Genomic DNA, 24,530 nt, shown 5'->3' with positions numbered 1-24,530 from the left:
CATCACTGAGGGCCTCGCCGCCTGGTTGCGGCTGACGCTAATCCCAGGCCTTGGCGGCGAGTCGCAAAGAAAGCTTCTCGCCGCTTTCGGTTTACCCGAGGCCATTTTCGCCGCCGGACGCCTCGCCGCACGTAGCGTCATTGGCGACCGGGCCGACCTTCTCTTCGATACCGATCCAACGCCAGCCATCGACCACAGCATGGCATGGGCCAGCCAGCCCGGACAACATATCCTGAGCCTTGCCGACGAGGCCTATCCGAAGGCCCTGCTCGAAATTGCCGACCCGCCGACCTTGCTCTACGTGCGGGGCAATCCCGCTCTGCTCCAGACACGGGGACTGGCCATGGTCGGCAGTCGCAATGCCACCCCGCAGGGCGTCCAAACCGCCGAAAGTTTTGCCCGGGCTCTGGCCGCCAAGGGCCTCTGCATCATCAGCGGCCTGGCCCTGGGTATTGATGCTGCCGCCCACCGTGGCGCACTTGCGGCGAGCGGCGATACCGTGGCCGTCATCGGCACCGGTGCCGACCTGATCTATCCTGCCCGCAACAAGGAACTAGCCCAGGCCATCGTCGAACACGGCGCCGTCGTTTCAGAATTTCCATTAGGGACACCGTCCATCGCTGCCAACTTTCCGCGCCGCAACCGTATCATCTCCGGGCTGTCGCGCGGCGTGCTGGTCGTCGAGGCGGCACCGGAAAGCGGCTCTCTGATCACCGCACGGCTGGCCGGCGAGCAAGGGCGAGAGGTGTTCGCCATCCCTGGCTCAATTCACTCCCCGGTCGCCCGCGGCTGCCACAAACTGATCAAACAGGGCGCCAAACTGGTCGAAACGGCCAACGATGTACTCGAAGAACTGGGCCAGTTCACCACCCCGGAAAAGCCTGCAGCCAGTCCCTCGCCGGACGATGAACACCCGCTGCTGGCCGCCCTTGGCCACGATCCATGCAGCCTCGACGATCTGGCCGAATTTACCGGGCAAAGGGCTGACCAATTGCTGCCGGAACTCCTGATGCTGGAACTTTCCGGCCAAATCTCCCCCTTGCCCGGCAACCGGTACCAGCGCCTGGGCTAGGCTCACTATATATAGAGACGGCTTGCCAAGCCGCGCACCGGGCACTTATCATGCCCCGGACTCCACAGGCCCCAACATGACCAAAAAGCTGATTATTGCCGAGAAACCTTCCGTCGCCGCTGACATCGCCAAGGCGCTGGGGGGCTTCACCAAGCACGACGAATACTTCGAAAGCGACACTCACGTCATTTCGTCGGCCGTCGGTCACCTGCTGGAACTCGCCTGTCCCGAGGAATTCGAGGTCAAGCGCGGCAAATGGTCGTTTGCCCACCTCCCCGTGATCCCGCCGCATTTCGCGCTGAAGCCCATCGAGAAGACCGAGTCGCGCCTGAAGGTGCTCGCCAAGCTGATCAAGCGCAAGGATGTCAGCGGCCTGATCAATGCCTGTGACGCGGGGCGCGAAGGCGAGTTGATCTTCAATTACATCGCCCAACACACCAAGTCCGGCAAGCCGGTACAGCGCCTGTGGCTGCAATCGATGACGCAAGGTGCGATCCGCGACGGTTTCTCCCGTCTGCGCAACGGTAACGAAATGCAGGGCCTCGGCGACGCCGCTGTCTGTCGCTCCGAGTCCGACTGGCTGGTCGGCATCAACGGTACGCGGGCGATGACCGCCTTCAATTCGAAGACTGGCGGTTTCCACCTGACCACGGTCGGCCGGGTGCAGACACCAACGCTGGCCATCGTGGTCGAGCGCGAAAAGCGCATCCGCGAATTCAAGCCGCGCGATTACTGGGAAGTCGAAGCCGAATTCACCGCCAAGGCCGGCAGCTACAAGGGCAAATGGTTCGACGAAGGCTTCAAGGGCAAGAACGACGACGAACATGCCCGCGCCGACCGCCTCTGGGAACAGAGCAAGGCCGACGCCATCCGCGCCGCCACCCTCGGCAAGCCGGGTGATGTCAGCGAGGAAGCCAAACCGGAAACCCGCCTGTCACCGGGCCTGTTCGACTTGACCACCCTGCAGCGCGAAGCCAACAGCCGCTTCGGCTTCTCGGCCAAGACCACGCTGTCGCTGGCTCAGGCACTCTACGAAAAGCACAAGGTCCTGACCTACCCGCGGACCGATTCGCGCTGCCTGCCGGAAGACTATCTGGCCACCGTCAAGGAAACCCTGACCGTGCTGACCGGCGAAGGTGCCGGCAAGGGTCACGACGAGGTGCTGCTTGCCCGTTATTCGCCGTTTGCCCACCAGATTCTTGCCCGCAACTGGGTGCTGCCCAACAAGCGCATCTTCAACAACGCCAAGATCAGCGATCACTTCGCCATCATTCCGACGCCGCAGGCCCCGAAAAGCCTGAACGAACTTGAACAGAAGCTCTACGACTTCGTCGTCAAACGCTTCCTGTCCGTCTTCTTCCCGGCCGCCGAATACATGGTGACTACCCGCATTACCCGCGTCGAAGGCCAGCCCTTCAAGACCGAGGGCAAGGTGCTGGTCAATCCAGGCTGGCTGGCCGTGCATGGCAAGGAAGGCCAGGACGGCGATGATGGCAATCTGGTTGCCGTTGAGCCCAAGGAAAAGGTCAAAACCGACGAAGTCAACGTCAAGGCCAACGCTACCAAGCCGCCACCGCGTTATTCGGAAGCCACCCTGCTTTCGGCGATGGAAGGTGCCGGCAAGATGGTCGACGACGAGGAATTGAAGGCGGCCATGGCCGGTCGCGGCCTCGGCACACCAGCCACGCGCGCCCAGATCATCGAAAACCTGATCGGCGAGCAATACATGCTGCGCGAAGGCCGCGAACTGATTCCGACAGCCAAGGCTTTCTCGCTGATGACGCTGCTCAACGGCCTCGGCATCAACGAACTGACCCAGCCGGAACTGACCGGCGATTGGGAATGGAAGCTCGGTCGCATCGAAAAGGGCGAATTCACGCGTGACGAGTTCATGCGCGAAATTGCCGAAATGACGCGCCATATGGTCGAGCGGGCGAAACACTACGAAGCCGACACGATCCCCGGAGATTTCGGTGTATTGACGGCAAAATGCCCGCGCTGTGGTGGCGAGATCCGCGAGACCTACAAGAAATTCCAGTGCGGTGGCTGCGACTACTCGCTATGGAAAATCGTTGCCGGTCGCCAGTTTGAACCGGCCGAAATCGATACCCTGATCAACGAAGGCACGATCGGTCCGCTCACCGGCTTCCGCAACAAGATGGGCCGCACCTTTGCCGCCGCCATCAAGCTCAACGACAACAAGGAACCGGAATTCGACTTCGGTCAGGACAAGGCCGATGCCGCCGATGCCGAACCCGTTGATTTCTCGGCCCAGGAAAGCCTTGGCAAATGCCCGAAATGCGCCAGTGGCGTTTTCGACCACGGCAGCTCCTATGTCTGCGAAAAATCCGTCGGTCCCGACAAGACCTGCGATTTCCGCTCCGGCAAGATCATCCTGCAACAACCGATCGAAGCCGGCCAGATGAAGAAACTGCTGGCTGAAGGCAAGACCGATCTGCTCAAGGAGTTCGTGTCCAACCGCACCCGCCGCAAGTTCTCGGCTTATCTGGTGGCCAAGGATGGCAAGGTTGGTTTCGAATTCGAGAAAAAAGTCGCCAAGCCAAAGGCCCCGGCAAAAAAGAAAGCCGACGCCGCAGCCTGATCAAGGGCCGGCCAACAGCAAAACGCCCTCTGAAATTTCCGAGGGCGTTTTTATGCCTGCAGCCGAGGCGGGCTGACGCGATGTCAGCCCGGGGCGATCATGCCTTGTCCGGGAATATCTTCCCCAGAATCGTCAGCAATGCCTGCTGCTTGAATGGCTTCAGGAGATAGCCGTTTACGCCCAAGGCCTGTAACTCGAGTACGCGCTGCCGGTCAGCTTCGGCCGTCACCATAATGATCGGGATGGTCTGGTCCTTGGCCCGGATGGCAGTCACCAGCTCCGAGCCGGTCATGCCCGGCATGTTCCAGTCCGACAGGACCAGATCGAATTTTGTTTGCTGCATGAGCTGGAGGGCTATAGCCCCACTACTTGCATCTGCCGCTTCAAAACCTGAGGCCTTGAGCAAGGCCATGATGACCTGTCGAATCGAACCCATGTCGTCGACAACGAGAACGCGCTTTTGACCCATGATTTTGCCTTTGTGATCCTGATCCACACCCCATCAGGCAGATATTGCTCGCCGGGCACGCAAACAGCAAGAAGCTTGTGAGACAGGGCGTTTGCTCAGCCGGCGGGAGATCGGAATAGTCCGGGCCGGTCGCAATTCGGTCATTATTTCCTGAGCCCAAGCCAATATCGCCAACGGTTCCACGTGAAACCTCAGCGGACGGGAAATACCCCTGGCAACTGACAGGAAAGCAGCGCGGCACGGACTGCATCAATGGCTTGCGGGCGCGGGAAAGTCACACGCCAGACCAGCCCGACGGTACGCTTTGGCGAGCTACCGGCAAAAGGCAGCACCCGGACCAGCGCCTCCTTGTCAATCAGCGGATCGGCTGCAGTGCTCGGCATGACGGCAACACCGGCACCGCTGGCAACCATGTGACGGATCGTTTCCAGTGAGCTGCCCTCGAGCGAATGTTCGAGGGCATCCGGCGCACTGAGGCGCGGGCAGGATTCGAGCACCTGATCGCGAAAGCAGTTTCCCTGTCCGAGCAGCAACAGGTTTTGGCCATCAAGCTCGTCACCATCGACCTCGCTACGAGACGCCCAGGGATGGCTGGCCGGTACAACAACACGGAAAGGCTCGTGGTAAACAGGCTGGGCAACCAGGCCCGGCTCGCCAAAAGGCAAGGCGATGACGATAACGTCCAGTTCACCCGCCTTCAAGGCCGGAATCAAATTGGCCGTGAAGTCCTCCTTAAGGAAGAGCGGCATCTTCGGTGCCTCGCGATTGAGGGCCGGAATCAGTTGTGGCAGAAGGTAAGGCGCAATGGTGTAGATAATCCCGACACGCAACTGGCCGCTTAGCGGATCACCGGTGGCCTCGGCGATCTCCTCAAGTCTCACCGCCTCTTCGAGGACTCGCCTGGCCTGAGCAACGATGCGCTCGCCGAGCGGGGTAATACGGACATCGCTGGCCCCTCGTTCGAAGAGTGCCGAACCCAGCTGGCCCTCAACCTTCTTGAGGGCCACCGAAAGCGTTGGCTGGCTGACATGGCAGGCGTCAGCCGCTTTCCCGAAATGCCGCTCACGGGCCAGAGCCACGATGTAGCGCATTTCAGTCAGCGTCATTGCGAATAACCCAGTTTTTGCAGGTCGGCTGCCGACAGCCAGCGCCACTCGCCGGGCTTGAGATCGGGTGGCAAGGTCAGTTCGCCGACCGCTTCGCGATGCAGGGCCTCGACGCGGTTACTGACCGCAGCGACCATCCGCTTGACCTGATGGTACTTGCCTTCGGTCAGGGTCAGGCGGAGCAGCTTTTCGCCGATGATTTCCGCAGCTGCCGCAGCAATCGGTTCATATTCGTCGGCCAGGAGGACGCCGGCCAGCAACTGATCAATCTGGGCCTGATCAAGCGGATGCTTGGTGGTCGCCAGATAGACCTTCGGCACCTTGCGCTTGGCCGACGACAGCTGATGGTTCAACTGGCCATCGTCGGTGATCAGAAGCAGTCCCGTGGTGTCTTCATCGAGGCGACCGATCGGCTGGACGTCGCGTTCGCGCAAGGGGACCGGCAGCAGTTCAAGGACGCTGGCGTGATGTTTGGGCTTGCGCGAACATTCATAGCCGGCAGGCTTGTGGAGCATCAGCGTGGCGTATTCGGCATAGGGCCAATCGACCCCATCGACGGTAAAAATCAGGCCCTCGGTGTCGAGTTCGATGAAAGGATCATCGCAAACCTCACCATTGATAGCCACGCGTTCACGGCGGATCAGCCCCCGGCATTCCCGACGGGAGCCAAAACCGTGTTTTTGGAGGATACGTTCTAGTTGCATGGCCGGGATGTTAACACGACCGAACTATTTCATCGTCCGGCTGACCTGTGCACCAAGACACGGTCGACAAAGCAATGGGCGACCGGATGATGAAATACAATATATCCATGAAATTCGAACATCTTATCCAGATCAACGACCCGGAGAACCCGCTGATCGAGACCCTGAACCGCGATCAGCTATGGCAGGGCCTTCTTCACCGCGTCGAAAATGCCGTTCCTTTCCTGCCTGGACTGGAGTCCTGCACCATCATCGAAAGGCAGGCCGACACCCTGCTCCGCGAACTCGATTTCGGCCCGGCCGTGATCCACGACCGGGTAACCCTGGCCGAGCGGCACTGGGTGCGTTTCGATATTCAACCCTCCGAGGTTCATCCCGGCGGCAGCCTGATGATTACCATCGAGGAGCCAGAACCGGCCTTCCTGTTCCTGCGCTTTGCCTACCAGACAACGCTGGCGACCGATCCGAACTCCGAGGAGCGGGCCTATATCGAATACGTCAAATCGGCCTATCACCAGTCCGATGTGGATTGCGTACGGCTGATCAGAACCCTCGCAGCGGGCGGCCGGATTCAATAAAAAAGGCCGCTAACGCGCTGCGTTGCGGCCTTTTTCAGTCAACCAGAACTGACTACTCGACGCCCTGCGACGCCAGATAGTCTTCGTAGCCGCCGAGGTAGTCGATGATCCGGCCATCGTTCTTGACCTCAAAAACGCGAGTGGACAGCGACGACACGAATTCACGGTCGTGCGAAACAAAGACCAGCGTACCGGGGAATTTTTCCAGCCCTGAGTTGAGGGATTCGATGGATTCCATGTCGAGGTGGTTGGTCGGTTCGTCCATCAGCAGCACATTGTGCTTCGACAGCATGAGCTTGCCGAACAGCATGCGCCCCTGTTCGCCACCCGAAATGACGTTGACCGGCTTTTTGACCTCGTCGCCAGAAAAAAGCAGACGGCCGAGGGTGCCGCGAATCAGGGTTTCCAGGTCGCCACCGTCTTCGATGGTGGCGCGGGCATAACCGGCGATCCAGTCGGTCAGGCTTTGCTCACTGGCAAACTGGGCACTGTGGTCCTGTGCGTAGTAGCCCGGATAGGCCTTTTCGGCCCATTTGATCGTGCCGAACTGCGGCGTCACTTCGCCCATCAGGAGCTTGAGGAAGGTCGTCTTGCCGACGCCGTTTTCACCGATCACGGCAATCCGCTCACCGGCATTGATGGTCAGCGTCAGGTTGTTGAAAATCTTGCGCTCACCGCCTTCGTAGGTGAAGGAAACGTTCTCGATCTCGACCGCCTGACGATGCAGCTTCTGTTTCTCGTCATAGTCAAAGCGAATCCACGGATACTGGCGCGATGACGGCTTAACGTCTTCCGGCTTGAGCTTTTCGATCAGTTTGACGCGACTGGTCGCCTGCTTGGCCTTCGACGCATTGGCCGAGAAGCGACGGACGAAGGTCTGCAGTTCGGCAATCCGTTCCTTGGCCTTGGCATTGGCGTTGGAGAGGCGCTCGCGGGCAGCCTGGGCGGCTTCCATGAAATCGTCGTAGTTGCCGGCGTAGGTCGTGATCTTGCCGTAATCGAGGTCGGCCATGTGGGTACAGACCTGGTTCAGGAAGTGGCGATCGTGCGAGATGATGATCATCGTCGAGTCACGATTGTTGAGCACGTCTTCCAGCCAGCGGATGGTGTTGATGTCGAGGTTGTTGGTCGGTTCGTCGAGCAACAGGATGTCCGGATTGGCGAACAGGGCCTGACAGAGCAGGACGCGCAGCTTCCAGCCGGGAGCGACTTCGCTCATCGGGCCGTCGTGCTGCTCGGTCGGGATGCCAACGCCAAGGAGCAGTTCGCCGGCCCGCGACTCGGCCGTGTAGCCGTCGAGTTCGCCGAACTGGTGCTCAAGATCGGCCGCCTTCATGTAGTCGTCTTCGGTGGCCTCGGGATTGGCGTAGATGGCGTCGCGCTCGCTCATGCATGCCCACATTTCCTCGTGGCCCATTAGCACGACGTCAAGGACGCGCATGTCTTCGTAGGCAAACTGATCCTGCTTCAGGTAGGCCATGCGCTCGTGCTTGTCTTTCGAGACATTACCGGCCGAAGGTTCGAGCGCGCCGCAAAGGATCTTCATGAACGTCGACTTGCCGGCCCCGTTGGCGCCGATCAGGCCATAGCGATAGCCCTCGCCGAATTTGACATTGACGTTCTCGAACAGGGGTTTGACCCCGAACTGCATGGTGATATTGGCGGCGACGAGCACAGCGATTCCGATCTCAAAATAACGCTAAAACGAAGGGCCGAATTTTACCTGTTTTCAAGGGCTTGATCGTAGCAGGGGCGCACTTTTGCTGCACCGCGGTGTAAGATTTGGCACCAAAAATATAAACTTCAGGATTGAGACACAGCACATGGTTCCACATCTCACCACAGCCCTCACCGGCCCCCTGCTTGAACTTGAGCGTCGCTTCCTCGCTGCCAGCCCACAGATCGAACACTGGCTGCGCGGCCAATGGCTGGAGCACACGCCGCCCTTCTATTCGTCGTGCGATCTGCGTAATTCCGGCTTCAAGCTCGCACCCGTAGACACCAACCTCTTCCCGGGCGGCTTCAACAACCTCAACCCCGCCTTCCTGCCGCTCTGCGTTCAGGCGGCGATGAGCGCCATCGAAAAATTCTGCCCGGAAGCGCGCAGCCTGCTGCTCATTCCTGAGAACCACACGCGCAACCAGTTCTACCTGCAAAACGTCGTACAGATTGCCGCCATTCTCAAGCAGACCGGACTCAATGTACGGCTCGGCTCGCTCAACCCGGACATCACCCAGCCGACGACGGTGGATTTGCCCAACGGCCAGAGCCTGCTCCTCGAACCGCTGGTCCGTACCGGCAACCGCCTCGGGCTGGACGGCTTCGACCCGTGCGCCATCCTTCTCAACAACGACCTTTCGGCGGGCATTCCAGCCATTCTGCAGGGCCTGCACGAACAGGTCGTGTTGCCGCCGGTCCATGCCGGCTGGGCGGTGCGCCGCAAGTCCAACCATTTCGCCGCCTACGATCAGGTCGCCAATGATTTCGCCAAGGCCATCGGCATCGACCCCTGGCGCATCAACCCGGCTTTCTCGGTCTGTCGCAGCGTCAACTTCCACGACCGCCAGGGTGAAGAATGTCTGGCCGCCAACGTCTCGGCGGTGCTCGACATCGTCAAGGAAAAATACCGCGAATACGACATCGAAGAGACCCCCTACGTCGTCGTCAAGGCCGATGCCGGGACCTATGGCATGGGGGTCATGACCGTGCGCAACGTCGACGAAGTGATCTCCCTCAACCGCAAGCAGCGCAACAAGATGAGCGTCGTCAAGGAAGGCCTCGAAGTCTCCGAGGTGCTCATTCAGGAAGGCGTGCACTCTTTCGAGACGCTCAACGAGGCGGTTGCAGAGCCGGTCATCTACATGATCGACCGCTATGTCGTCGGTGGCTTCTACCGGGTCCATACCGGGCGCGGCAAGGATGAGAACCTCAACGCCCCGGGCATGCATTTTGAACCGCTTGCCTTCGATACCGGCTGCAACATGCCCGACTACGGCTGCAACAACCCGGATGCTCCGCCCAACCGCTTCTACGCCTATGGCGTGGTCGGCCGCCTGGCCTGCCTGGCCGCCGCCATCGAACTGGAACGCACGGCACCGGAAAACGCCTGAGCCCGATGCCTCTGCAACTGCACTTCGAGAAACACCTGCTCGGCGGCAGCAGCCAGTCGTTAAAACTGGCCTTTGTCGTCGATCCTCTTGAACACCTCAAGGCATGGAAGGACTCCTCGGTCGCCATGATGCGGGCTGCCGAGAATCATGGCCATGACGTTTTTGCCATCGATGCCGCAACACTTGGCTGGCGCAAGCCGGAGGCCGCTCAGACGGGCGGCGTGTCGGGCGAGGCAACACACCTCCACCTGCGTCCAGATGACCATGACTGGTACCGTGAAACTGGCCGCGAATGGATGCCGCTGACGGCCTTCGACGCGGTCATCATGCGCAAGGATCCACCTTTCGATTTCGAATACCTCACGGCGACCTGGCTGCTCGAACGGGCCGAGGCTGACGGGGTCAAGGTTTTCAACAGCCCGCGGGCCTTGCGCGATCATTCCGAAAAGCTGGCGATCATGGAGTTCGCCCACTTTGCGCCGTCGACCATGGCGACGCGCAACATGGCCCAGATTCATCATTTCATCGATGACCAGCGTGACGTCATCCTCAAGCCACTCGACGGCATGGGCGGCAGCCAGATTTTCCGCGTCCATCGCAACGACCCGAACCGTAATGTCATCGTTGAAACGCTGACCCACGAAGGGGCACGGACCATCATGGCGCAACGCTACGTGCCCGAGATCACCCACGGCGACAAGCGCATTCTGATCATCGCCGGCAAGCCAGTGCCGATCTGCCTGGCGCGCATTCCCAAGGCTGGCGAAACGCGGGGCAACCTGGCTGTTGGTGGTACCGGCGTGGCCCAGGAGTTGTCGGTCCGCGACCGGGAAATAGCCGACGCCATTGGCCCCCTCCTTTTCAAGCGCGGACTGATGCTGGTCGGTATCGACGTCATCGGCGACTGCCTCACCGAAATCAACGTGACCAGCCCGACCTGCATGGTGGAAATCCGCCAGCAGTCAGGTTTTGATGCGGCCGGTGCCTTTATATCTGCCATCGAACACGCATGCGGCATTGCCTGAAGCTTTTTCTCGCCACCCTCTGCGCCCTGCTCCTCACGGCCTGCGGCCGCACCCCGCTGCAGGAACAACAGGCCTACGTCTTCGGCACCCGCGTCGAAGTCCTGGTCGTCAGCCCCGACCCTGAACAAGGCCGCAAGGCCATCGCCGCCGTACTGCGCGAGTTCGACCGCCTGCATAGCGCCTATCACGCCTGGCAACCGTCGGAACTGATGACCCTCAACGCCGCCCTGGCCGCCGGGCAGGCGCAGCCAGTGACACCGGAACTGGCTGAACTCATCGGCGAGGCGCAAAGCCTGGCCAAACAGGGCGACAATCTGTTCGACCCGGGTATTGGCCAACTCATCAAGCTCTGGGGCTTTCAAGCCGATGAATTCAAGGCGGAACTGCCCCCCCCTGCCGACATCAAGGACTGGCTGGCGAGCAAGCCATCCATCGCCGACGTCCGCATCGACGGCCACACGGTGAGCAGTCAAAACCGCCGGCTTGCCCTCGACTTCGGCGGCTATCTCAAAGGCGTCGCCCTCGACCGCGCTGCCGCCATCCTGCGGACACAGGGCATCAATAACGCCCTGATCAACATCGGCGGTAACGTCATGGCCCTGGGCAGCAAGGAAGGCAAGAAGTGGCGGATCGGCATCCAGCACCCACGCCAACCCGGCCCGATGGCTACCGTGATGCTGGACGATGGCGAGGCCATCGGCACCTCGGGAGACTATCAACGCTTCTTCGAAGTTGAAGGCAAACGCTACGCCCACCTGCTCGATCCCCGCACCGGCTACCCAGCCGATCACACGCAGGCTGTGACCGTGCTGATTCCGGCCGGGCCCAAGGCGGGTACGCTCTCTGACGCCGCCTCCAAACCAATATTCATTGCCGGCCCCGACGGCTGGCGTGACATGGCCCGAAAAATGGATGTCAGCCTGGTCCTGCGCGTCGACCGCGACAACCGCATTTTCCTCACCGACGCCCTGCGCCAACGCCTTGACTTCATCGGCTCAACGCCGGAAATGACGGTTGTTCCCTGATATGGACAGCCTGCTCGCCCAGGCCGCCGACTGGCTGGCTGAAGCCGACGGCCTCCTGGTTTGCGCCGGCGCGGGGATGGGGATAGATTCGGGCCTGCCCGATTTTCGGGGGCCGGGCGGCTTCTGGTCCGTCTATCCCGCCCTTGGCCGGGCAAAAATTCCTTTTGAAACGATTGCCAATCCGGCCAGCTTCGATACTGATCCGCGCCTCGCCTGGGGCTTCTACGGCCATCGCCTTGATCTCTACCGGAAGACCGCGCCCCATGCCGGCTTTGCCCTGCTGCTCGACCTCGCCAAGGCTATGCCGCGGGGCATCCGGGCCTTCACCAGCAACGTCGACGGCCATTTCCAGAAAGCCGGCTTTGCCCCTGAGCAGTTGTGTGAAATCCATGGCTCCATCCATCACCTGCAATGTGCCAATGGCTGCGGCCAGCACATCTGGTCAGCCGAAGACTTCCAGCCTGCCATCGATGCCGCCCACTGCCGCCTGCTCGGTGATTTTCCGCATTGCCCGCACTGTGGTGGCCTCGCCCGGCCCAACATCCTGATGTTCGGCGACTGGGGCTGGATCGAGCGGCGTACCGCGCTGCAGGTTCAGCGCTTGCAACAATGGTTATGTTCGGTTGACCGGCTGGTCTGTATTGAAATCGGTGCCGGGACCAACATCCCGACCGTGCGCCATTTTTCAGAAACCTGCGGCGGCAGGCTGATCCGCATCAACCCCAACGAACCGGACGTACCCGACGCCCGCAGCGGCCTCGGCATAAGTATCGGCGGACTCGCCGGCATCAGCTGCCTGCACGAGGCCTGCACTCAGGCCTGAGACCACCTATTCCGGATTTTTCGAGTCGATGGTCAGGGTCACGGGCCCATCGTTGACCAGGCTGACTGCCATGTCCGCACCGAAGATTCCGGTCGCCACTGGCTTACCCATTAAGGCCGTCAGTCTGGCAACAAACTGATCGAACAAGGGCTGCGAAACATCCCCCCGTGCCGCCCGGCTCCACGATGGCCGGTTCCCCTTTTTGACCGAGGCATACAGGGTGAATTGTGAAACCGCCAGAATCGCCCCGCCCGCCTCGAGCACGCTGCGATTCATCACCCCGCTGTCGTCAGCAAACAGCCGCAGGCGAACGATCTTGCCCGCCATCCAATCGAGATCGGCGTTGCCGTCATCAGCCTGGAAACCAGCCAACACCAGTAATCCAGCGCCGATTTGTCCACAAACAGCACCTTCTACGGCCACCGAAGCCGTCCGCACCCGCTGAATCACCACCCGCATTGCGCCCCCAGCCCCCTCAATCGACTGCGGCCAGCTTCAGTTCGTCATGCGTGTGACGCGCCTGTTCTTCCATGACCAGTTGCCCCAGTTCCCGCTTGAGATCATTGAATGCCGCCGATGACGGATCACGCGGCCGCGGCAGGTCGACAGACTGATCGCGCTTGACGGTGCCTGGTCGGTAGGTCATGACGACGATGCGGTCGGCCAGGTAGATCGACTCCTCGATCGAATGCGTGACAAACAGGATGGTCTTGCCGAGCGTCTCCCAGATGCGCAGCAACTCATCCTGCAAATTGCGCCGGGTGAGTGCATCGAGCGCCCCGAAAGGCTCATCCATGAGCATGATCGGCGAATCGATGGCGAGCACGCGGGCAATCGCCACGCGTTGGCGCATGCCGCCCGAAAGGTCTTTCGGGAAGCGGTCGCGAAAATCGCCGAGGTGCAGAAGACTCAGCAATTCATCGACTTTCTGCGCGATTACTGCCGGCGCCTTCTTCTGGATTTCCAGACCGAAGGCGATGTTCTGGCCAACCGTCATCCACGGAAAGAGGGCATATTCCTGAAACACCATGCCGCGATCCGGGCCGGGCGCTGTCACCATTTTGCCGTTAACGGTAATCGCCCCGGCCGACGGCAGAGCAAAGCCGGCTACGGCATTGAGCAAGGTTGATTTGCCGCAGCCCGAAGGACCGAGCAGGCAGACAAATTCCCCCGGCTTGATGTCGAGATTGATGTCCTGCAAGGCCACAACATCACCACCCGGCGTCGTGAACACCTTGTGCACCTGATTGATGAGTATCTGCGTCATCTCAATGCTCCAGGCCGCGATGCCAGCGCAACAGATGGTTGTTCAAGCGGCTGACGGCGGTATCGATGGCCAGACCGAGCAGTCCGATGGTGATCATGCCGGCGATGATCTTGTCCGACCACATGAACTCCCGCGCTTCGAGAATGCGAAAACCGAGGCCGTCATTGACCGCAATCATTTCCGAAACGATCACGACGATGAAGGCCGTGCCGATGCCTATCCGCACCCCGGCCAGAATATAGGGCGTAGCGGCGGGCAGGATGACGCGGGTAAACATCGTCCATTGGCCGACACCTAGATTGCGTGCCGCCCGCAGGTAAATGCCGTCCACCTGGCGCACACCGGCGATGGTATTCATCAACACCGGAAAGAAGGCGCCAATGGCGATCAGGAAGAAGGACGGCGGATTGCCCAGCCCGAACCAGAGGATCGCCAGCGGAATGTAAGCAATCGGCGGTATCGGACGGAGAATCTGCATCATCGGATTGAACAGGGCATACAGGCGGGTGCTGGCACCCATCAGCAGCCCGAACGGCAAGGCCAGGCCAGCCCCGATCAGGAAGCCGGTGATGACGCGAAACAGGCTGGAATACGCATCGTGCGGCAACTCGCCGGAAAACAGCCAGGCCAGATAGCTCTGCCCAGCCTCCTGCGGTTGTGCCGGCAGCAAGTAAGCCCACCACTTGATAGCCACTGCGGTCGGCGCCGGCAGGAGCACCGGCGAAAAAAGACCAGCCCGTGAACAGGCTTCCCACAGAAAAAGCAGGAGCACCGGCACCAGAGCACCGTCGGCAAAATCCTTCAATTTGCCGAGCATGGTCTTATTTGACCTTCAATTCAGCCTTGGCTTTCTGCAACAAGTCGAGCTTGACCCATTCGGCCGCCTTCGGTGGCTTGGCCATGCGACCGACACCGTACTTGTTCATGAAATCGGTGGTGATGTCGATGTGCTCGAGTGTCACGTCGTAGGTGTAATCAGCGTTATCCATCGCATCCTTGAAGTCCTGCCCGCTGATCTGGCCTTTAAACATCTGCTCGGTGACGTATTTCTCGGCCAATTGCGGATTGCTGTTGAACAGCGCCGTCGTTTCGACAAAGCATTTCATCAGCCGCTGGGCGACGTCCTTCTTCTCGCCGTACATCTTTTCCGTCATCACCAGCAGCCGCACCGGCTCGCCCATCTTCGTGGTGTAGGGCTTCATGATCTCGATACCGAATTTCTTGTTGATCGCCTGCGAGGACTGTGGCTCGGACTGGCACATGGCATCGATCTGCTTGGCGGCGAGCGCCTGATTCAGGTCGGCAAAGGCGAGAAAGACAATTTGCACGTCCTTGCCCGGCTTGTCCGACCAACTGATCCCGGCCTTTTCCAGTTCGGCGTAAAGCAGCAATTCCTGGGCCCCGCCCCGTGTCACGCCGACCTTCTTGCCCTTCATGTCGGCCATCGTCTTGATGCCGCTGTCCACCCCGGCCACAATGCGCGCCCCACCCTTGGCAAAGCCCGCCACGGTATAAATCGGCACACCATTGGCGCGGCCCGAAATGGCCCCGTCAGAGGCCAGCGCGGCGATGTCGATTTCACCGGCGACCATCGCCGGCATGATGTCCGGCCCCTTCGGGAACATCCGCTCCTCCACCTTCAGGTTGTACTTGCCGCAGGACTCCTTCATGTAGGAAACCGCGCCGTAATGGGCAAATTTCAGGTTGCCGAGACGCACGACATCCGGCGTCTGGGCCTGAGTAGCCAAGGGCGAGGCAATAGCAATCGCAGCAACAGCGGCAAGACGAATCATTGTTTCCATGGGGGGCTCCTCCGGGTGAGTTCTTATGAACTGGCTGCCGGATAGCGTAACGCGATTGGGCGACTCAATGCTAGGGCTGCATAGCACCTTTTCAAAACTGGTAAGCACGCGCAGGCAAACCGTGGACCGTCTTCCAGGCTTAACCCGTCAGCTGAACATTTCGCGATGAAACATGGCACAAACAGCAGTACGCTGGCACTTCCGACTATCAATTGTGAAATGGAAATGAAAAGCGACCCCCAATTTGATCAGGGACTCGCCATGCGCAAGCGCGTCATGGGCGAAGCCTTCGTCGACAAGGCGTTTGCCAACGTCGACACCTTTACCGCCCCGCTCCAGGAGTTTGTCACCCGCAATGCCTGGGGCACCACCTGGTGCCGCGATGGACTTGAACTAAAAACCCGTAGCCTGATCACCCTTTCCATGCTAACTGCGCTGGGACGTGCCCAGGAGATCAAAGGGCATGTTCGCGGCGCCATCAACAATGGCGCCACCCCGCAGGAAATTCAGGAGACCTTGCTGCATGCAGCCATCTATTGCGGTATGCCACTGGCCATTGATGCCTTCCGTGCCGCCCATGAAACGCTGCGGGAAATGGGTTGTCTCAGTGGCGAAAGAGATACTTCCGAGAGGGCTTAGTAAATAACTTATCTAGAATAAACAATGAATTGTCTCGCAAAAAAGCAAAAAGGCTCCGGGTGGAGCCTTTTTGCTTTCGCCGAGAATTTATGCGAACGTGTAGGTTCTCAAAATACGTTGATAGACACCCGCCCAGAGATCAACTGTTTAGGAAACTATTTTGAGAATGGGCTGCAACCCAATTCTCAAAATCCTTGAAAAATCCTACGCCGCTCTTGAGACCGAAAGTCCTGCCATGTTGAGTTGCACGTAAAACTGACCCACTAGCCCCATAGATTTGCATCGAATTTTGACCCACGTATAGACACTGACCTGCTCGGGGAACGAGCGGGGGAATCAGGAGTGATCGACGTGGCGTTATTAAGCGTAATCAGGCGCTGGCACCTGCGCGATGGCATGGCCATCCGTGAAATAGCCAGACGAACGGGGTTATCCCGAAACACGATCCGAAAGTATCTGAGCACCGGCATCGTCGAACCGAAGTATCCCGAGCGACACAGCCCGAGCAAGCTCGACCTGTTTGCGCCGAAGCTGGCGGCATGGTTGAAGACGGAGTCGAAGAAGAGTCGCAAGCAGCGGCGAAATCTCAGGCAGATTTATGCCGATCTATGCTCGCTGGGCTACGAAGGCTCCTATGACCGGGTCGCCGCCTTCGCCAGGCATTGGCGACAAGCTCAGCAGGAAGCTGCCGGGACAACCGGGCGTGGCACCTTCATTCCCTTGACCTTCGCGCCGGGAGAAGCCTTCCAGTTCGACTGGAGCGAAGACTGGGCGGTCATTGCCGGGGTAAAAACCAAACTCCAGGTTGCCCAACTGAAACTCTCCTACAGCCGGGCGTTCTTCCTGCGGGCCTATCCGTTGCAGACCCACGAGATGCTGTTCGATGCCCATAATCACGCCTTCCGGGTGGTAGGTGGCGTTCCAAGGCGCGGCATCTACGACAATATGAAGACGGCGGTGGATCGGATCCGGAAAGGCAAAGCTCGGGACATCAACACCCGTTTCAAGGCCATGGTCAGCCACTTCCTATTTGAGGCCGAGTTCTGCAATCCAGCCTCTGGTTGGGAGAAGGGGCAGATCGAGAAGAATGTTCAGGACTCCCGACATCGCATCTGGCAGGGTGCGCCGGCCTTCGAGAATCTGGATGCCCTCAATGCCTGGCTGGAACAGCGATGTCTGACGCTGTGGCAAGAATTGAGACACCCTGAATTGCCCGGCACGGTCGCAGACGCCTGGGCCGATGAACTGGCTCTACTGATGGCAGTGCCAACCCCTTTCGATGGGTTCGTCGAACATACCAAGCGTGTCTCACCAACCTGCCTGATCAACTTCGAGCGTAACCGTTATAGCGTCCCGGCCTCATTTGCCAATCGGCCAGTCAGTTTGCGGGTCTACGCCGATCATCTCGTCGTAGCAGCAGAAGGTAACGTGATCGCCGAGCATTCGCGCGTGATTGATCGCCGCCATCACGATTCAAGTCAAACCATCTATGACTGGCGCCACTATCTTTCGGTCTTGCAACGTAAGCCGGGCGCTTTAAGGAATGGTGCGCCCTTTGCAGAATTCCCCGATGGCTTCAAGCGCCTCCAGTCGTCGCTCATGAAGCGGCCAGGTGGTGACCGGGAGATGGTCGAGATTCTTGCCCTGGTTCTACATCACGATGAGCAAGCGGTACTGACGGCGGTCGAGATGGCCCTCGATGCAGGCGTTCCCTCGAAGCAGCATGTGCTCAATCTGCTTGGGCGATTGGTGGAGTTGCCGCCACCGGCGCCGATTGATGCGCCTCAGGCACTGGTGCTGAAGATTGAACCGCTCGCCAACGTCACACGTTACGACAGTCTGCGGGAGGTGCGTCATGTTGCCTGAGGCCATGGTCACTACTTTGAAATCCCTGAAGCTCTTCGGTATGGCACAAGCCATTGAGGAACTGGCTGCCCAGAGTTCGCCGGCCTATCTGAATGCACAATCAATTCTGGACAGCCTGCTCAAGGCCGAATTGGCTGAACGAGAGGTCCGCTCGGTCAATTACCAGATGAAGATTGCCCGTTTCCCTGCTTACCGTGATCTGTCGGGATTCGATTTCACGCAGAGTGTCGCCAATGAGGCTCTGGTGCGCCATCTCCACCGTGGAGAGTTCATGGATTCAGCTCACAACGTTGTGCTCATCGGTGGGCCAGGCACCGGCAAGACCCATCTGGCCACCGCCATCAGTGTGCAGGCCATCATGCATGCTCATCAGCGTGTCCGCTTCTTCTCGACGGTCGATTTGGTCAACGCTCTGGAACAGGAGAAGCAGTCAGGCAAGCAGGGGCAGATTGCCAACCGTCTGGTGCATGCTGATCTAGTGATCCTTGATGAACTGGGCTATTTACCGTTCAGTCAGAACGGTGGTGCTTTGCTGTTCCATCTCATGAGTAAGCTCTACGAGAAGACCAGCCTGATCATCACGACCAATCTGAGTTTCTCTGAATGGGCCAGCATCTTTGGCGATCCGAAGATGACTACTGCACTGCTCGACCGGCTGACTCATCACTGCCATATCGTCGAAACGGGCAACGAAAGTTACCGTTTCAGGAACAGTTCAACCAAGGTTAGCAAGGAGGTGAAGACTAGAAATCCATCTGTGACTTGAGCCATACTGAGGCTCATCGGGTGGGTCAGATTTCAGTGCAAATCCCGGGTCAGTTTTACGTGCAACTCAACACTATGGATTTCATCGCAATTCTTATGGTCTTCGATGGATTGCATTAATTTTCTGCATAACTGGAATCTCATGGCTCCTATTGATGCCTGAACTCCAGTTATCAGTACAGCATCTTTCCACCCCAAAAATTGCAACTCTCGCTGTCGAACTCGTAATACTCGTGCTCTGGCTCAGTTACTTCACAAGTCAGCGTGTTAAACAGGCTGGAATAGCCTACGGGGAACGACTATTTCGGGGGTGTGACTCCCTGAAATGAAAAAGGCCCCTATCGGGGCCTTTGAATTTTTTAAAATACTGAGAATTTTTTAAGGAATTCTGAGAACCTACAGAACGTTATATATCGACTCGGGCACTCAAAGCATTGGTTTCGATAAATGCCCGGCGCGGCTCCACATCTTCGCCCATGAGCGTGGTGAAGATTTCGTCGGCAGCGATCGCATCGTCGATCTGGACGCGCAGCAGGCGGCGGACTTTCGGGTCCATGGTGGTTTCCCACAGCTGGCTGGGGTTCATTTCGCCAAGACCTTTATAGCGCTGCTTGCTAATGCCGCGTTCGACTTCGTTAAGCAGCCATTTCATGGCTTCGCCAAAGTTGGTGATGACCTGTTTTTTCTCGCCTCGGGCCATGATGGCACCGGGGCCGAACATGTCGGCCAGGGTTTCGGCGGTTCGGCGCAACTGGATGAAGTCGCCGGAGAGCAGCAGGTCTTCGTCGATCAGGCCGACCTTGAGATTACCGTGGTGCATGCGTTCGACGCGCAAGGTCCAGCGTTCCTGGATGTCGTCGTACTTGGGCACCATCCGCGTGCCGGCCGGGATGTAGGCGGCGATCAGTTCGGCGCTGGCACGGGTCTTTTCTTCGCTCGACAGGTCGACGGCGAGGTTATGGCGAACGATGGACTGCAGCACTTCCGGGTTGATCAGGTGCGACAGGCGGTCGATGACGGCTTCGGTAGCGAGCCAGGAGCGGGCCAGCCCTTCGAGAGCCGGGCCGGTGACCGGCTCGGCGCCGGCGCGTGGCGTCAGGGCAGCTTCGTCGAGGGCCATGTTGAGGAGGAACTGGTGATACTCCAGGTCGTCCTTAAGGTAGCGCTCGGTCTTGCCGTGCTTGACCTTGTAGAGCGGCGGCTGGGCGATATAGACGTAGCCGCGGTCGATCAGCTCCGGCATCTGGCGATAGAGCAGGGTCAGCAGCAGGGTGCGGATGTGGGCGCCATCAACGTCAGCGTCGGTCATGATGATGATGCGGTGATAGCGCAGCTTTTCAACGTTGAAGTCGTCCTTGCCGATGCCGGTGCCAAGCGCCGTGATCAGGGTGACGATCTGTTCGGAGGAGATCAGCTTGTCGAAACGGGCCTTTTCGACATTGAGGACCTTGCCGCGCAGCGGCAGGATGGCCTGGAACTTACGGTCGCGGCCCTGCTTGGCGGAGCCGCCGGCGGAGTCGCCCTCGACGATGTAGATTTCGCACAGGGCGGGGTCTTTTTCCTGGCAGTCGGCGAGTTTTCCGGGCAGGCCGACACCGTCGAGGACGCCCTTGCGGCGCGTCATTTCACGGGCACGGCGGGCGGCTTCACGGGCGCGCGAGGCTTCGACGATCTTGCCGCAAATCATCTTGGCATCGACCGGGCGTTCGAGCAGGAAGTCGGCGAGTTTCTGGGCGACAACTTCTTCGACGGCGGCGCGGGCTTCGGATGAAACCAGCTTCATCTTGGTCTGCGAGGCGAACTTGGGATCAGGCATCTTGACCGAGAGCACACAGGCGAGGCCTTCGCGCATGTCGTCACCGGCGATGTCGACCTTGGCCTTCTTGGCAATTTCGTTTTCGTCGATGTACTTGTTGATGACGCGGGTCATCGCGGCGCGCAGGCCGGTCAGGTGGGTACCGCCGTCCGACTGCGGAATGTTGTTGGTGAAGCAGAGCACCTGCTCCTGATACGAGTCGTTCCACTGCATAGCCACTTCAACGCCGATGGTGATGCCGGTATCGGCCGCGCCCTGCCCCACCTTGGCGTCACCCGCCGAGTAGAAGATGTTGGGGTGAAGGACCGACTTGGTGCGGTTGATGTACTCGACGAAGCTTTGTACGCCACCAGCGAAGGCGAAGAGTTCTTCCTTGCCGGCGCGCTGGTCGACCAGCTTGATGGAGACGCCGTTGTTGAGGAAGGACAGTTCGCGCAGACGCTTGGCGAGGATTTCGTAGTGGAACTCAACGTGACCGAAGATCTCGTCATCGGCCAGGAAGTGGACTTCCGTGCCGCGCTTTTCGGTGTCGCCGATAACTTTCAGCGGCGAGACTTCAAAGCCGTCGCGGACCTCAATGTTGCGATCAACCGGCACACCACGGCAGAACTCCATGTAGTGCTTCTTGCCGTCGCGACGGATGGTCAGGCGCAGGAACTTGGAGAGCGCGTTGACGCAGGAAACGCCAACGCCGTGCAGACCGCCGGAGACCTTGTAGGAGTTCTGGTTGAACTTGCCGCCGGCGTGCAGTTCGGTCAGCGCGATTTCAGCGGCCGAGCGCTTGGGTTCGTGCTTGTCGTCCATCTTGACGCCGGTCGGGATGCCCCGGCCGTTGTCGATGACGGAAATCGAGTTGTCGGTGTGGATGGTGACGATGATGTCGTCGCAATGCCCAGCCAGCGCTTCGTCAATCGAGTTGTCGACGACTTCGAAGACGAGGTGGTGCAGCCCGGTGCCATCGGAGGTATCGCCGATGTACATGCCGGGACGCTTGCGGACGGCCTCCAGGCCTTCGAGGATCTGGATGCTGGCTTCGCCGTAGGCTGGCGATTCCGCTTGCGGGACGTTCTCTTCACTCATTGTTTTGGTTCCACGTGAAACTGCAAAAGGCCTGCCCGGCTGGACAGGCCTTCCTGGATTGCTGCGAGGTCGATCAAATACGCATCGGCATCACGACGTACTTGAAGCGGTCGTTGCCGGGGACGGTAATCAGGGCGCTCGAATTGGCGTCGTTGAAACTCCACTGAATCTCTTCGGTGTGGATGTTGTTGAGGACGTCGAGCAGGTAACCGACATTGAAGCCGACGTCGATGACGTCACCGCTGTAATCGACTTCGATTTCTTCGACCGCTTCTTCCTGTTCGGCGTTGGCGGCGATCAGCTTGAGGCTGTTTTCACCGAGCACGACACGCACCCCGCGGAATTTTTCGTTAGTCAGAATAGCAGCGCGCTGCATGGCCTGCATCAGCGTCTGGCGACCGACCTTCATGTGGTTCTTGAGGGTGGCGGGCACGACGCGCTCGTAGTCCGGGAACTTGCCATCAATCAGCTTGGAGACGAGGACAACCGAGCCGAAGGCAAAGCGGACCTGATTCGGCGTCAGCGTGATGTTGAGCGCATCGTCGTTGTCGAGCAGCAGGCGGTTGAGTTCAAGCACCGTCTTGCGCGGCAGGATCATTTCCTGGCGCGGCAGGTCGGTGTCGATCTCGACGCTGGCGTAGGCGAGACGGTGACCATCAGTCGCCACGGCGCGCAGTTCCTTGCCTTCGACCAGCAGCAGCAGGCCGTTCAGGTAGTAGCGCACATCCTGCGCCGCCATCGAGTACTGGGTCTTGCTGATCAGCTGACGGAAAGCTTTTTGCGAAATCGAGAACTGCTTGGTTTCGCCTTCATTCACCGTCATGCGCGGGAAATCGTCGGCCGGCAGGGTTTGCAGGCTGAAGCGGCTCTTGCCGCCGCGCACCAGCAGGCGCTTGTCTTCGAGAACAAGGCTGACTTCGGTGGTATCGGGCAGCGAGCGCAGGATTTCCTGCAGCTTGCGGGCGCCGACCGTCACTGCGCCATCGCCCTCACCGCCGGCGCCTTCGGTCGTCGTCGTGATCTGGATTTCGATGTCGGTGGCGAGCAGGGTCAGGCGATCGCCCTTCTTTTCGAGCAGGACATTGGACAGGATGGGCAGGGTATGACGACGTTCGACAATTCCCGATACCGACTGCAGCGGGGCAAGAAGCGTATCTCTTTGGGTTTTGATAAGAACCATAAATTAAATTCCTAAGTAGACTATATCGGGAACAATTCTGTGGATAAGTAAAAAATTATCTTTAATTTCAGATGATTGATTGAAATTTTAAGGTCTGCGAAAACGCCTGAACTGCCTGTGGGTGAAATCCGGACAATTTTCCCACAAAGTGAGTATCAGCAGATGACTCACAATTCGCTCACAGCTTTTCCACAGACTTATCGACAGCCTTATCCTTTCAATACCTGCAACAGTACATGCAGGTCGTGGTTGAGTTCGTTTTCCTTGATCCGCAAGGCATCAATCGTCTTGACGGCATGAATGACGGTTGTGTGATCACGGCCACCAAAGGCATCGCCGATTTCCGGAAAGCTGTGGGAAGTCACTTCCCGGCACAGCCACATGGCCACCTGACGGGGCCGGGCGATGGCGCGGGTGCGCTTTTTCGAGAAGAGCTCGGCGACTTTCATCTTGTAATAGTCGGCCACGGTCTTCTGGATATTGTCGATCCCGACGTTACGCGCCGAGCCGATAACGTCCTTCAAGGCTTCCTTGGTCAGATCAAGCGCAATGGCGCGGCCATGGAAAGACGAATAGGCAAGCACCTTCTTGAGCGCACCTTCAAGTTCGCGCACATTGGAGCGTAAATGCTTGGCAATGAAGAATGGCACTTCATCATCGAGATGAATACCTTCGGCCTCGGCCTTCTTCTTCAGAATGGCGACGCGCATTTCCAGCTCCGGCGGTTCAATCTGGACCGTCAGGCCCCAGTCGAAGCGGGTGACCAGACGATCATCGAGGCCGTTGATATCTTTCGGATAGGTATCGCAGGTAATGATGATCTGCTTGCGTGCCTCGATCAGGGCATTGAACAGGAAGAAGAACTCCTCCTGCGATCGGTTCTTGCCATTGAAGAACTGGACATCGTCAAGCAAGAGAACGTCGAGCGAACGATAGGTCCGCTTGAAGGTATCAAAGGATTTTTGCTGATAGGCGCGCACCACATCCGAGTAGTAATCCTCGGCATGGACGTAGCGGACGATCTTTTCCGGATTTTCGGCGACGATGGCATTGCCGATGGCGTGAATCAGGTGGGTCTTTCCGAGCCCTGCACCGCCATAAATAAATAGCGGGTTATAGGCACCGCCCGGATTGTTGGCAACTTGCACCGCAGCAGCGCGGGCCAGGTCGTTGGCCTTGCCGACGACCAGATTGTCGAAAGTGAAGGACGAAAAGAGCCGGGATTTTTCGTAGTTGCCGCTTTTGCTGCGCGGCTTTTCCGCCGGTGCAGCTTTCTTTTCGCTGCCGCTCGGTGGCTTGGCTGCCGACTTTTCACCCGCTTCGCTGTTCGATTCAACCCGATTGGCTGCTTTTCCAGCGCCGATGACCAGCGCGATGCTGACCGGCCCCGAGAAAAAGCTGCGGCTGTATTCTTCAATGCGGGTCAGGTAGCGATCGCGGACCCACTTCAATATGAAGGTGTTTGGCGCAATCAGGCGCAGACCTTCGTCGAGCGCCACGGCTTCGCCTTCGAGCCGCAACGGCCTGATCCAGGTGTTGAATTGCTGCGCAGGCAATTCCTGCTCGAAGCGCTGCAAACAGGATTCCCAGAAACCAGCCAT

21 protein-coding genes are annotated in these 24,530 nt (G+C 59.0%); 10 read left to right on the top strand and 11 right to left on the bottom strand.

All coding sequences use genetic code 11. The annotated features are described in order from the left end of the window. Window position 1: 1 nt before the first annotated feature. Both dprA and HYN24_RS00100 read left to right on the top strand, forming a co-directional pair. Window positions 2-1,072 (top strand): DNA-processing protein DprA, encoded by a 1,071-nt coding sequence (dprA, locus tag HYN24_RS00105; RefSeq protein WP_117610141.1) that lies wholly within the window; start codon window positions 2-4, stop codon window positions 1,070-1,072. 76 nt (window positions 1,073-1,148) lie between these two features. Then, a complete protein-coding gene (locus tag HYN24_RS00100; protein ID WP_117607387.1) occupies window positions 1,149-3,674 on the top strand; it encodes a DNA topoisomerase III in 2,526 nt (841 codons plus the stop codon). A 97-nt stretch (window positions 3,675-3,771) separates the two neighbouring features. On the opposite strand, the gene HYN24_RS00095 is transcribed toward HYN24_RS00100, so the two are convergent. The 3 genes from HYN24_RS00095 to HYN24_RS00085 form a co-directional block, all read right to left on the bottom strand. Next, entirely contained in the window at window positions 3,772-4,143 is a 372-nt protein-coding gene (locus tag HYN24_RS00095) for a response regulator (RefSeq protein ID WP_117610140.1), read from the bottom strand. A gap of 191 nt (window positions 4,144-4,334) precedes the next feature. Beyond that, entirely contained in the window at window positions 4,335-5,249 is a 915-nt protein-coding gene (locus HYN24_RS00090) for a hydrogen peroxide-inducible genes activator (protein WP_117607386.1), read from the bottom strand. Continuing rightward, complete coding sequence (locus tag HYN24_RS00085; protein ID WP_117607385.1) at window positions 5,246-5,953, bottom strand: pseudouridine synthase; 708 nt, start codon at window positions 5,951-5,953, stop codon at window positions 5,246-5,248. Before HYN24_RS00085 ends, HYN24_RS00090 begins: the two co-directional genes overlap by 4 nt. 107 nt (window positions 5,954-6,060) lie before the next feature. Here HYN24_RS00085 and HYN24_RS00080 point away from each other — a divergent pair, with 107 nt between their 5' ends. Next, on the top strand, window positions 6,061-6,531 hold the full coding sequence (locus HYN24_RS00080) for an SRPBCC family protein (RefSeq protein ID WP_117610139.1): 471 nt from the start codon (window positions 6,061-6,063) through the stop codon (window positions 6,529-6,531). Window positions 6,532-6,583: 52 nt separating this feature from the next. Here the strand turns inward: HYN24_RS00080 and HYN24_RS00075 are convergent, their stop codons facing one another. Beyond that, a complete protein-coding gene (locus tag HYN24_RS00075) occupies window positions 6,584-8,206 on the bottom strand; it encodes an ABC-F family ATPase (RefSeq protein WP_117607384.1) in 1,623 nt (540 codons plus the stop codon). A gap of 148 nt (window positions 8,207-8,354) precedes the next feature. On the opposite strand from HYN24_RS00075, the gene gshA reads away from it, so the two are divergent. Genes gshA through HYN24_RS00055 form a run of 4 tightly spaced genes read left to right on the top strand, consistent with a single transcriptional unit; the run spans window position 8,355 to window position 12,514 of the window. Continuing rightward, window positions 8,355-9,641, top strand: a complete 1,287-nt coding sequence (gene gshA / locus HYN24_RS00070) for a glutamate--cysteine ligase (RefSeq protein WP_117607383.1) — start codon at window positions 8,355-8,357, stop codon at window positions 9,639-9,641. Between the two features lie 5 nt (window positions 9,642-9,646). Beyond that, window positions 9,647-10,666, top strand: coding sequence for a glutathione synthase (gene gshB / locus HYN24_RS00065; protein ID WP_117607382.1), 1,020 nt, complete (start codon window positions 9,647-9,649; stop codon window positions 10,664-10,666). Further along, entirely contained in the window at window positions 10,651-11,691 is a 1,041-nt protein-coding gene (locus tag HYN24_RS00060) for an FAD:protein FMN transferase (protein WP_117607381.1), read from the top strand. The genes gshB and HYN24_RS00060 overlap by 16 nt, the downstream gene beginning before the upstream one ends. Then, complete coding sequence (locus HYN24_RS00055) at window positions 11,681-12,514, top strand: NAD-dependent deacetylase (protein WP_371413217.1); 834 nt, start codon at window positions 11,681-11,683, stop codon at window positions 12,512-12,514. Before HYN24_RS00060 ends, HYN24_RS00055 begins: the two co-directional genes overlap by 11 nt. Before the next feature lie 6 nt (window positions 12,515-12,520). Here HYN24_RS00055 and dtd read toward each other — a convergent pair whose 3' ends face one another. The 4 genes from dtd to HYN24_RS00035 are packed head-to-tail and all read right to left on the bottom strand — an operon-like array spanning window position 12,521 to window position 15,583. After that, on the bottom strand, window positions 12,521-12,973 hold the full coding sequence (gene dtd, locus HYN24_RS00050; RefSeq protein ID WP_117607379.1) for a D-aminoacyl-tRNA deacylase: 453 nt from the start codon (window positions 12,971-12,973) through the stop codon (window positions 12,521-12,523). 16 nt (window positions 12,974-12,989) lie between these two features. Beyond that, window positions 12,990-13,781: an ABC transporter ATP-binding protein gene (locus HYN24_RS00045; RefSeq protein ID WP_205421412.1), complete on the bottom strand. Its 792-nt coding sequence runs from the start codon at window positions 13,779-13,781 to the stop codon at window positions 12,990-12,992. 1 nt (window position 13,782) lies between these two features. Next, a complete protein-coding gene (locus HYN24_RS00040; protein ID WP_117607377.1) occupies window positions 13,783-14,598 on the bottom strand; it encodes an ABC transporter permease in 816 nt (271 codons plus the stop codon). A gap of 4 nt (window positions 14,599-14,602) precedes the next feature. After that, window positions 14,603-15,583 (bottom strand): ABC transporter substrate-binding protein, encoded by a 981-nt coding sequence (locus tag HYN24_RS00035; protein ID WP_205421411.1) that lies wholly within the window; start codon window positions 15,581-15,583, stop codon window positions 14,603-14,605. A 225-nt stretch (window positions 15,584-15,808) separates the two neighbouring features. Here HYN24_RS00035 and HYN24_RS00030 point away from each other — a divergent pair, with 225 nt between their 5' ends. From HYN24_RS00030 to istB, 3 genes are all read left to right on the top strand, one after another. Next, window positions 15,809-16,222 carry a carboxymuconolactone decarboxylase family protein gene (locus HYN24_RS00030; RefSeq protein WP_117610138.1) on the top strand — a complete coding sequence of 138 codons (414 nt, stop codon included), beginning with the start codon at window positions 15,809-15,811 and terminating at the stop codon, window positions 16,220-16,222. A 342-nt stretch (window positions 16,223-16,564) separates the two neighbouring features. Further along, window positions 16,565-18,088: an IS21 family transposase gene (istA, locus tag HYN24_RS00025; protein ID WP_117607375.1), complete on the top strand. Its 1,524-nt coding sequence runs from the start codon at window positions 16,565-16,567 to the stop codon at window positions 18,086-18,088. Then, the gene (gene istB, locus HYN24_RS00020) at window positions 18,078-18,854 is read left to right on the top strand and encodes an IS21-like element helper ATPase IstB (RefSeq protein ID WP_117607374.1); all 777 of its coding nucleotides are present in this window, start codon (window positions 18,078-18,080) and stop codon (window positions 18,852-18,854) included. The genes istA and istB overlap by 11 nt, the downstream gene beginning before the upstream one ends. 405 nt (window positions 18,855-19,259) lie before the next feature. On the opposite strand, the gene gyrB is transcribed toward istB, so the two are convergent. The 3 genes from gyrB to dnaA form a co-directional block, all read right to left on the bottom strand. Then, window positions 19,260-21,749 (bottom strand): DNA topoisomerase (ATP-hydrolyzing) subunit B, encoded by a 2,490-nt coding sequence (gene gyrB, locus HYN24_RS00015; protein ID WP_117607373.1) that lies wholly within the window; start codon window positions 21,747-21,749, stop codon window positions 19,260-19,262. Window positions 21,750-21,822: 73 nt separating this feature from the next. Beyond that, window positions 21,823-22,929 (bottom strand): DNA polymerase III subunit beta, encoded by a 1,107-nt coding sequence (gene dnaN / locus HYN24_RS00010; protein ID WP_117607372.1) that lies wholly within the window; start codon window positions 22,927-22,929, stop codon window positions 21,823-21,825. A gap of 209 nt (window positions 22,930-23,138) precedes the next feature. After that, the gene (gene dnaA, locus HYN24_RS00005; RefSeq protein WP_117607371.1) at window positions 23,139-24,530 is read right to left on the bottom strand and encodes a chromosomal replication initiator protein DnaA; all 1,392 of its coding nucleotides are present in this window, start codon (window positions 24,528-24,530) and stop codon (window positions 23,139-23,141) included.

Source organism: Dechloromonas sp. HYN0024 (assembly GCF_003441615.1).
GTDB lineage: Bacteria > Pseudomonadota > Gammaproteobacteria > Burkholderiales > Rhodocyclaceae > Azonexus.
This window is presented reverse-complemented; position numbering and strand designations above follow the sequence as displayed.